The organism is Streptomyces prasinopilosus (assembly GCF_001419695.1).
In the GTDB taxonomy this organism is placed as follows: Bacteria; Actinomycetota; Actinomycetes; order Streptomycetales; family Streptomycetaceae; genus Streptomyces; species Streptomyces prasinopilosus.
In genome coordinates, this window is the sequence record NZ_LIRG01000491.1 from 1 (window position 1) to 3,488 (window position 3,488).

4 protein-coding genes are annotated in these 3,488 nt (G+C 73.1%); 2 read left to right on the forward strand and 2 right to left on the reverse strand.

Annotation, left to right across the window (positions count from 1 at the left end; translation table 11 throughout):
* Both dcd and AOK18_RS20295 read left to right on the forward strand, forming a co-directional pair.
* On the forward strand, window positions 1–456 hold a 456-nt coding region (gene dcd / locus AOK18_RS20290), incomplete at its 5' end, for a dCTP deaminase (protein ID WP_055695293.1).
* A 14-nt stretch (window positions 457–470) separates the two neighbouring features.
* On the forward strand, window positions 471–968 hold the full coding sequence (locus tag AOK18_RS20295; RefSeq protein WP_055570283.1) for a phosphoribosyltransferase: 498 nt from the start codon (window positions 471–473) through the stop codon (window positions 966–968).
* Window positions 969–1,054: 86 nt separating this feature from the next.
* Here the strand turns inward: AOK18_RS20295 and AOK18_RS20300 are convergent, their stop codons facing one another.
* Together AOK18_RS20300 and AOK18_RS20310 are read right to left on the reverse strand one after the other, a co-directional pair.
* Window positions 1,055–2,128, reverse strand: a complete 1,074-nt coding sequence (locus AOK18_RS20300; protein WP_055695294.1) for a Yip1 family protein — start codon at window positions 2,126–2,128, stop codon at window positions 1,055–1,057.
* A gap of 559 nt (window positions 2,129–2,687) precedes the next feature.
* On the reverse strand, window positions 2,688–3,488 hold an 801-nt coding region (locus AOK18_RS20310), incomplete at its 5' end, for an NADase-type glycan-binding domain-containing protein (protein ID WP_420865630.1).

Here is a 3,488-nt window from a genome sequence, read left to right on the forward strand (position 1 = left end):
CGGGTGTTCGAGAACCACCGGTACCCGCACATCGACCCCTCCGTGGAGCAGGCGGAGCTGACGCGGCTCGTGGAGCCGGAGGGGGACGAGCCCTTCATCCTGCATCCCGGTGAGTTCGTGCTGGCCAGTACGTACGAGGTCATCTCGCTGCCCGACGACCTCGCCTCGCGGCTCGAGGGGAAGAGTTCGCTGGGGCGGCTCGGGCTGGTCACGCACTCGACCGCCGGGTTCATCGACCCCGGTTTCTCCGGTCACGTGACCCTGGAGCTCAGCAACCTCGCGACCCTGCCGATCAAGCTGTGGCCCGGGATGAAGATCGGCCAGCTGTGCCTGTTCCGGCTCAGCTCGCGCGCCGAGTTCCCGTACGGCAGTGAGCGGTCCGGGTCCCGGTACCAGGGGCAGCGCGGGCCCACCGCCTCGCGGTCCTTCCTCAACTTCCACCGGACCCAGGTGTGAGCGGGGCGGGCGACGTGAGCGGCGGGCGGGAGAGGCTCAGCTACGAGCGGTTCGGTGTGGCCGTGCGGGAGCTCGCGCAGGCGATCGCGGACGACGGGTACCGGCCCGACGTGGTGCTGAGCATCGCGCGCGGCGGTGTCTTCGTCGCCGGCGGGCTCGCCTACGCCCTCGACTGCAAGAACATCCACCTGGTGAACGTCGAGTTCTACACCGGGGTGGGGACGACGCTGGAGATGCCGGTCATGCTGGCGCCGGTGCCCAACCGCATCGACTTCACCGACAAGAAGGTGCTGATCGCCGACGACGTCGCCGACACCGGCAAGACGCTCAAGCTCGTCCGCGACTTCTGCCTCGACGCCGTCGCCGAGGTGCGCAGCGCCGTCGTGTACGAGAAGTCGCAGTCCCTGGTGAAGTGCGAGTACGTCTGGAAGCGGACCGACGAGTGGATCGAGTTCCCGTGGTCCGTCCAGCCGCCCGTGGTGAAGCGGACCGGGCAGGTTCTCGACGCGTAGGAACTCGACGCGCAGAAGGCGGAAGAGACGAGGAAGGGGGCCCCGGTGGGGCCCCCTTCCTCGTGTGCTCGGTGTGCCGCCGGCCGTTACAGCGTGCCCAGTTTCACCAGGGACAGCAGGGCCAGGAGATGGATCGCGGAGGCGCCCAGGGCCTTCGGCCAGGGAAGGTCGTGGGAGCGGCTGACCATCATGGTGAGGAGCGCGCCGCCCGCCACCCAGGTGATCCAGCCGACGATCTGGACGAAGGTGGCGTCGCCGCTCGCGAACATCGCGAGGACCAGGCGGGGGGCGTCCGTGAGGGCCACGATCAGCATGGACAGGCCGACCGTGGGCTGCCAGGCTCCGTTGCCGCCGAGCTGGCGGGCCAGGGAGTGGGTGACCACGCCCAGGATCAGGAAGCTGATCACCATGGCCACGCCGGTCATCAGGACGACGGGTATGGCGGTGGTGATGGTGGCGTCGATCGCCTCCTCGCGGGCACCGTCGAAGCCGAAGATCGCCAGCAGGCCGTAGAGGAAGGTCACGGTGAGGGCGGGGCCCCACATCGTGTAGTCGCGCATCCGCAGGAAGGTCTGGTCGGGGGCGGTGACGATGCCCTTGAGCAGGTCCTTCCAGTGCAGGCGGGGGCCGACGGGGCCCGGCAGCGGGGCCGGGTCGCCGTGGTAGTGGTCGTCGTCGATCCGGAAGGCCTGGGTGTGGCCCGGGTTGTTGGCCGCGTACGGATCGTGCGGGGCGTGCGGGCCGGGAGGGTACGTGCCGGCGTCGCCGAAGTACTCGGGCTCGCCGTGGCCGCCGCCGGCACCGGGGCCGTGGCCGGGGCCCGGGCGGTGGTGACCGCCGTGGCCGCCCGGTCCGTGCGGACCGCGGTTCATCTGCGGCCAGCCGCCGCTGCCACCGCCGGGGGTGCCGCCGGGGCCGCCTCTGCCGTAGGGCGGCTGCTGGGGCGGGTACGGCTGAGGCGCCTGCGGGGAGCCGTACGACGGCCCCGGAGGCGTCTGCTGCCCGTACGGGGGTTGTTGCGGTCGCGCGTGAGGAGCGCCGTTGTTGTCCCGGCCGCGTCCGATCCTGAATCCAGCCACGTGGTCGAACGTACCTGGTCCCGGAGGACCGTGGGCCGGGCCCGGGGTTCCGGGCCCGGCTTTGCGGCCGAGCTGTGACATCCCCTAAGGGGCCGTCAGCCCGGCGGTCCGTCCCACGGAGGGTGTGGCTCCGGCCGGGTCCTCCGTGGGACGGACCGCCGGGGCCGGGACCGGCCGGAGCCGGGGGCCGGACGGCCCCGGACGGCCCCGCCCCCGCCCGGAGCCGTCCGGGGTCGGTCGGTGAAGCCGCCCTCGAATGCGGGGAGGGGCGTGGCGGCGTCGGTGGTCGGCAGGGTGCCGGTGCCGCGCAGCACGATTCCGCTCTGCCGGGCGGCCGGCACCAGTTCCGCGCGGCCGTCGGCGGTCGGGTCGCGCAGGCGCACGGAGCAACCGAACGAGACGTGGTCGTCGGCGGGGCCCGTGACCGTCTGCGGGATCCAGGAGGAGCGGGTGCCGGAGAGGCCGCCCGAACCGCCGCGGAAGAGGTGTGGGGGTGCGGGGACGCGCGGAAAGAGCGCGGGGGTGTGGGCGCGGCGGCCCGCACCACGCCGCTCCGTGCGGGATGCGGGGGGTGGTGCGGGCCGGCGCGGCCCCTGCGGGGCCCGGGCGCGCCCGCCGGTCGAGGAGGGCGCGGCGGCCGTCAGGTGTTGTTGCTCGACGGGCCGAAGAACTCGATCTCGGCGATCGCCACCTGCTTCTTCGGGGCGGCGCCGTAGGCCGAGCGCAGGACGAAGCGCACGGCGGTCACCTCGCCGACCCGGAACTTGCGGCGCTGACCGCCGGCGGCCTGGTCCAGGGTGATGGTGCGGGTGACCTTCTCGCCGTCGGCGAGGGTGATCTGGGCCTCCAGCTGGCGCGGGAGCGCCGACTCCTGCAGCTGGTCCGCCTTGGTCGAGACGCCGGGGGTGATCACCAGGTCCAGCAGGCGGGTCGGCTGGTCGAAGGTGGCCTCCAGCCACTCGCCCTGGGCGGACTGCGAGATGCCCGGACCCCACCAGGTGTTGTTGAGCTTGTCGAAGGCGAGGGCCGCGCCGTGCTCGGCGTAGGAGCGGGACGCCTTGACGCTGGACGGGCCGATCGGGGCCCGCTTGGCGAAGTGGTCGCGGGTGGCCTGGATCATCGCGCCCATGTTCACGATCAGGGTGATGACCAGCCCGACGACGACGGCGGCGACGATCCAGTTCCAGATCTGGCCGAAGCCCCGGCGCAGGCGCGGGCGGTCGCCCGCCCAGGCCGACTCGCCGGTGCGGTCGCCGAACATCCGGCGCCACCAGGGCAGGCGCTCCGGGGTGTCGTCGCCGCGGGTCATCGACATGGCGCAGCGGGAGCAGTAGTGCCGTTCCGGCCGGTTGAGGGTGGAGCACCAGGGGCAGGGGACGCCGCCCTCGGCGTCGGCCTGCGGGCCCACGGAGCGGACCTGGGGGCGGCGTCCCCTGCCCCT